6 protein-coding genes are annotated in these 5,815 nt (G+C 75.8%); all 6 read left to right on the forward strand.

All coding sequences use genetic code 11. The annotated features are described in order from the left end of the window. Positions 1-158 precede the first annotated feature (158 nt). Positions 159-1,130, forward strand: a complete 972-nt coding sequence (gene galE, locus HCN52_RS21075; protein WP_168090031.1) for a UDP-glucose 4-epimerase GalE — start codon at positions 159-161, stop codon at positions 1,128-1,130. 217 nt (positions 1,131-1,347) lie between these two features. After that, a complete protein-coding gene (locus tag HCN52_RS21080) occupies positions 1,348-1,890 on the forward strand; it encodes a hypothetical protein (RefSeq protein ID WP_168090032.1) in 543 nt (180 codons plus the stop codon). A gap of 162 nt (positions 1,891-2,052) precedes the next feature. Continuing rightward, the gene (proB, locus tag HCN52_RS21085; RefSeq protein ID WP_446696975.1) at positions 2,053-3,171 is read left to right on the forward strand and encodes a glutamate 5-kinase; all 1,119 of its coding nucleotides are present in this window, start codon (positions 2,053-2,055) and stop codon (positions 3,169-3,171) included. Between the two features lie 276 nt (positions 3,172-3,447). Then, the gene (locus HCN52_RS21090; RefSeq protein WP_312876815.1) at positions 3,448-3,864 is read left to right on the forward strand and encodes a DUF8830 family protein; all 417 of its coding nucleotides are present in this window, start codon (positions 3,448-3,450) and stop codon (positions 3,862-3,864) included. A gap of 205 nt (positions 3,865-4,069) precedes the next feature. Beyond that, positions 4,070-5,413, forward strand: a complete 1,344-nt coding sequence (locus tag HCN52_RS21095; protein WP_168090033.1) for a glutamate-5-semialdehyde dehydrogenase — start codon at positions 4,070-4,072, stop codon at positions 5,411-5,413. A gap of 49 nt (positions 5,414-5,462) precedes the next feature. Next, positions 5,463-5,815, forward strand: a 353-nt coding sequence (locus HCN52_RS21100; protein ID WP_446696976.1) for an SCO2584 family spore wall biosynthesis protein, incomplete at its 3' end; no start/stop codon positions are given.

Here is a 5,815-nt window from a genome sequence, read left to right on the forward strand (position 1 = left end):
GCGCGGCGCCGCGCCCGCCGCCCGTTCCGCCACCTCCCCTCACGCCCGGTGTACGTTGCTGACCGGGGCGCCGCACCCGGCCACACCGCGGCGCCGTGCCGCCCGCCGGGCGGCCGCCGGGCCGATGGCCGACATCAGCGTGTGAGGAGTGGGTGGGCGTGAGCTGGATGATCACCGGCGGTGCGGGATACATCGGAGCCCACGTGGTGCGCGCCATGCGCGCCGCGGGCCAGTCGGTCATCGTCTACGACGACCTCTCCACCGGCGACGCCGCCCGGGTCCCCGACGGCGTGCCGCTGGTCACCGCCAGCGTCCTGGACCGCGCCCGCCTCGACGCCGCCCTCACGGAACACCGCGTCCGGGGCGTGGTGCACATCGCCGCCAAGAAGCAGGTGGGCGAGTCCGTCGAGAAGCCGCTGTTCTACTACCGTGAGAACGTCACCGGCCTGCAGACCCTCCTCGGCGCGATGGTCGACGCCGGCACCGAACGCCTCGTCTTCTCCTCCTCCGCCGCGGTCTACGGCATGCCCGACGTCGAGACCGTCACCGAGGACACCCCCTGCGCCCCGATGAGCCCGTACGGCGAGACCAAGCTGGCGGGGGAGTGGCTGGTGCGCGCCGCGGCCCGCGCCCACGGCCTGCGGGTCGCCTCGCTGCGGTACTTCAACGTCGCCGGTGCCGCCGCCCCCGACCTGGGGGACCCCGGCGTCCACAACCTGGTGCCGATGGTGCTGGAGCGGATCGAGGCCGGCCTGCCCCCGCTGGTCTTCGGTGACGACTACCCCACCGAGGACGGCACCTGCGTCCGCGACTACATCCACGTCGCCGACATCGCCTCCGCCCACCTCGCGGCGGCCGAGTACCTGGAAACCGCCCCCGACGGCACCGGACTCACCCTCAACATCGGGCGCGGCGAAGGCGTGTCGGTCCTCGAGATGATCGACCGGGTGCTGCGTGCCGCCGGCCGCACCGACCTCCGGCCCGAGACCGTCGACCGCCGCCCGGGGGACCCCGCGCGCATCGTGGCCTCCGCGGACCGCATCCGGGAAACCCTCGGCTGGCAGGCCGCCCACGACGTCGACCGGATGGTCACCTCCGCCGTCGAGGGTTTCCGCCACCGCCACGGCTGACCCGTCGCCCGCCGCCACCGGCGTGAACCCGGCCCGCACCCACCGCCGCTGAACAGCAAGGACGCGCAAAACGGGATCTGCTGCCCCCAACCGGTCCCGGCATGCGCCGATATGTCGTTCCGACACCTGACCGTAACAAAGATGATCACCCTGAGGGCTTCTCTCTGTGTGCCGTTCGTGCAGACAATGCGAGGTCGATGTGAGGGGTGATGCGGAAATGCCGCCACAGAACGCCGGGGTGGCCACCGCCACACCCGCGGTGCCCACCGGGGGCACCGTCGAGACAACCGCCGGCGCCGGAACGGCGACCACCGGCACCGAGACCGGCGGGACGGCAGCCGACCCGCGCCGTACCGAGCCACATCCCGACGCGCTCCTCGGCGCCCGGGTCTCGGGCATCGCCCGGGACGGCGACGCCGCCCTGCTCACCTTCGCACCCGACGACGGCCCCGCGCTGCGCCTGGCGCTGCCCACCGCGTTCCGCCTCGCGCGCGGCGAGCGCACCCTGCTCGCCGACGAGGACCTCACCGCGCCGCGCGACCACGGGCCCGCCGGGCCCTTCGAGGACTGCGCCACCCGCTACGACGCCCGTGCCCTGGCGCTCAACGCCGTCCTCTCCGCCGTCCGCCCCGCGGTCCGGGAGGTCGCAGCACTGCCGGACGGCGGACTCCGCCTCGGCTGGGGCACCTCGTTCCGGCTGGAGGTCCCGGGCCCGCCCGCCTCCACCGTGACCACCTGGCGCCTCACCCGCCTCTCCTGACCCGGCGCCGCCCGGTCCCTGCCCGGGCGGCGCCGCGCCTGCCGCACGGGACCGGTGTCCGCACTGCGAGGACCCCGGCCCCGCGGCCCCGCCGTGCCGTAGATTGAGCCGGACCGGCGCCGGAGCCGGCCGTCGGAACGAACGGGACAGGGGCGCAGCGCAGTGACAGCGGCACGGCAGGACGTGGCGGACGCCCGCAGGATCGTGGTCAAGATCGGCTCCTCGTCGCTGACCACCGCGGCCGGCGGGCTCGACGCCGACCGGGTGGACGCTCTCGTGGACGTGCTCGCCCGGTACCCGGAGCGAGAGATCGTCCTGGTCTCCTCCGGTGCGATCGCCGCCGGTCTCGCCCCACTCGGCTTCCCGCGCCGGCCCACCGACCTCGCCCGCCAGCAGGCCGCGGCCAGCGTCGGCCAGGGACTGCTCCTCGCCCGCTACACCGCCTCCTTCGCCCGCCACAGGCGCCGCGTCGGCCAGGTCCTCCTCACCACCTACGACACCAGCCACCGCGTCCACTACCGCAACGCCCGGCGGACGCTGGAGCAGCTGCTCGCGATGGGCGCCGTGCCGGTCGTCAACGAGAACGACACCGTCGCCACCGACGAGATCCGCTTCGGCGACAACGACCGGCTCGCCGCCCTCGTCGCCCACCTCGTCCGCGCCGACCTGCTGGTCCTGCTCTCCGACATCGACGGTCTCTACGACGGCGACCCGCGCCGTCCCAGCGCCGCACGCATCGCCGAGGTCACCGGCCCCGCCGACCTGGCCGGCGTCGAGATCGGCTCGGCCGGCACCGCCGGCGTCGGCACCGGCGGCATGGTCACCAAGGTCGACGCCGCGGGCATCGCGACCGGCGCGGGCATCCCCGTCGTCCTCACCTCCGCCGTCCACGCGGGCGACGCACTCGCCGGCGCACCCACCGGAACGCTCTTCCGCGCCACCGGGCGGCGCTCCGCCGGCAGGCTGCTCTGGCTGGCGCACGCCTCCGCGCCGCGCGGCGCCGTCACCCTCGACGCGGGAGCGGTGGAGGCCATCACCGAGCGCGGCAGCTCCCTGCTCCCCGCGGGCATCACCGCGGTCGACGGGGACTTCTCCGCCGGCGAGCCGATCCTCCTCCGCGACGAGACCGGCCGCACCGTCGCCCGCGGCCTCGTCAACTTCGACGCCCGCGAGATCCCCCGACTGATCGGACGTTCGACCCGAGACCTCGCCCGGGAACTCGGGCCCGACTACGAGCGCGAGGTCGTCCACCGCGACGACCTGGTGCTCACCCGGGGCTGAAGGGGCGTGTGCCGTGGTGTGTGATGAGGTGGCGGGACGCCCGCAGCCGTCCCGGTCGCCGCTCGGTCGCGCCGGTCCGTGCGACGCGTGCGCCGGAGGGCACGGCCCGGGATCGGCCAATGTCCGCGCCGTACGCCGGAGGATCCGGCAAACGGCCCGCACGACCTCCCGGGACCTGGCAGCTTGGTGCCTGGCCGCCCGGTGCAGGAGACCGGGCAGCGGCGCCACGGCGGGCGCCGGGCCCCACCAGACGAGTTCCAGTTCGGGAGGCTGCCGGTGAGACGACTGGCCAGCGTCGAAGGAGGCAAGGGACCCGCCGCCGGTCCGACCGACAACGGGGAGGAGCCGCCGGAGTCGCGCCTCTGGCACGTCACGCTCAGCGTCTCCGGTGACCCCGCGCCACCGGCCGACGTCCGGCGTGCCCTGGAACAACTCGCGCACGACCACCCCTTCCTGCTGACCAGCCGCTACGCCGCGGACCACGCGGAGATCCGCTACTGGGAAGAGGCCCTGGACCTGCGGGACGCGGCCGCGGTGGCCCTCCGCCTGTGGGGCGAACACCGCCGCACCGCCCAGCTGCCGCCCTGGGAGATCGTCGGACTGGAGGTCATCGGCCGGGAGACCTACCACCAGCGCATCGCGGAGGGCCACGGCCCCGCGCCCGCCTCACCCGTCGGCGTCCACCCGTTCTGACCCCGCGGCGCGGGGCGCAGCCGGTCCCGGCGGCCCGTCGCGGCAGGGCGGCCCCCGCGGGCCGTGCGGGGCCGTTCGGGCCCTCCCGGACCCCTCCCCGCCCGGCCGGCACGGCGGCGGCAGGACAGCGGCGGCAGATGCGCCCCCGCGCCCGGCATGCGGACCGCGGTCGCCGCCCGGGCCGACGGGGCTAACCTTGGCGGGCATGAGCCCTGCAGCCGAATCCGCCCAGCTCCGCGTCGCCGCCCCCGAGACCGACCGGGCCGCCACCCCGGCGGCCGCGGCCGCCGACTCGCCGGTGCTCGCCACCGCCCGCCGCGCCCGGATCGCGGCCACCGAGCTGGCGCCGCTGCCCCGGACCCCGCGTGACACCGCACTGCTGGCCATCGCCGACGCCCTGGAGGCGCGCGTCGACGAGATCCTCGCGGCCAACGCCGAGGACGTCGCCCGCGCCCGGGAAGCCGGCACCTCCGCGTCGATCGTCGACCGACTCACGCTCACCCCCGAGCGGGTCGCCGCCATCGCCTCCGACGTCCGGGACGTCGTCGCCCTCCCCGACCCGGTCGGAGAGGTCGTCCGCGGCTCCACGCTGCCCAACGGACTGGACCTCCGGCAGGTCCGGGTGCCCCTGGGCGTGGTGGGGATCATCTACGAGGCGCGGCCCAACGTCACCGTGGACGCCGCAGCCCTCTGCCTGAAGTCGGGCAACGCGGTCCTGCTGCGGGGCTCCTCCTCCGCGCACCGCTCCAACACCGCGCTGGTCGCCGTCCTGCGGGACGCCGTCGCCGGGGCCGGCCTCCCCGCAGACGCCGTCCAACTGGTCCCGGGCGAGAGCCGGGAATCCGTCCACGAACTGATGCGCGCCCGCGGCCTGGTCGACGTGCTCATCCCGCGCGGCGGCGCCGCCCTGATCCGGACCGTGGTGGAGAACTCCACGGTCCCGGTGATCGAGACGGGCGTCGGCAACTGCCACATCTACGTCGACGAGCGGGCGGACCTCGACCGCGCCGTCGAGATCGTCGTCACCGCCAAGGCGGAGCGGCCGAGCGTGTGCAACTCGGTGGAGACGGTGCTGGTCCACCGGGCCGTCGCGGACGCCCTGCTGCCGCGCCTCCTCGCAGCCCTGACCGAGGCTGGCGTCACGGTGCACGGCGACGCCGCGTGGGGGGCGGCCGGGGCCGCCGCCGGCGTGGCCGTGGCCGAGGCGACCGACGAGGACTGGGCCGAGGAGTACCTCGGTCCGCACCTCGCCGCCGCGGTCGTCCCGGACCTCGACGCCGCCGTCGCCCACATCCGCCGGTGGAGCTCCGGCCACACCGAGGCCATCCTCACCGCCGACACCGCCGCGGCCCGCCGCTTCGTCTCGCTGGTCGACTCCGCGGCCGTCATGGTCAACGCCTCGACGCGGTTCACCGACGGCGGTCAGTTCGGATTCGGAGCCGAGATCGGCATCTCCACCCAGAAGCTCCACGCCCGCGGACCCATGGGCCTGCCGGAGCTCACGTCGACCAAGTACGTGGTGACGGGCGACGGTCACACGCGTGGGTGATTTTCCGCCGGGCCCCCCACGCGGCGTCGATTGGTCCTAGGCTGGGCCCGTGCCGGACGACGTGGGGGGCCCGCCGTACCCGGCGGACGGGGAAGGGCCCGAGAGCCGTGACCGCGGGGCAGCCGACGAGGCGTTCGCCGCCGTGGTGTTCGACGACGCCTTCGTGGAGGCCGCGCGCATCCACGAACCCTCCGCCCGGGAGCGGCTGCTGTACACCGGGTGGGACCCGGAGGCCGACCCCGGCGACGGCGGAGACCCACCGCGGACCCTGCTGGGCGGATACCGCGGTGGCGGACCCGCCGATCCGGCCGGCTTCGACGCGTCCGGCCGACCGCCCAGCGGCACGCGGCCCGGCGCTCGACCCGGCGGAGTCGGCGCGCCGACGACCCGCGGCGCCGGTTC

It is taken from the genome of Streptomyces bohaiensis (assembly GCF_012033785.1).
GTDB lineage: Bacteria > Actinomycetota > Actinomycetes > Streptomycetales > Streptomycetaceae > Streptomyces > Streptomyces bohaiensis.

Bases quoted from the DNA above. Each gene is read 5' to 3' on its own strand.
- HCN52_RS21080 (WP_168090032.1), top strand. From the start codon at position 1,348: ATGCCGCCACAGAACGCCGGGGTGGCCACCGCCACACCCGCGGTGCCC.
- HCN52_RS21095 (WP_168090033.1), top strand. From the start codon at position 4,070: ATGAGCCCTGCAGCCGAATCCGCCCAGCTCCGCGTCGCCGCCCCCGAG.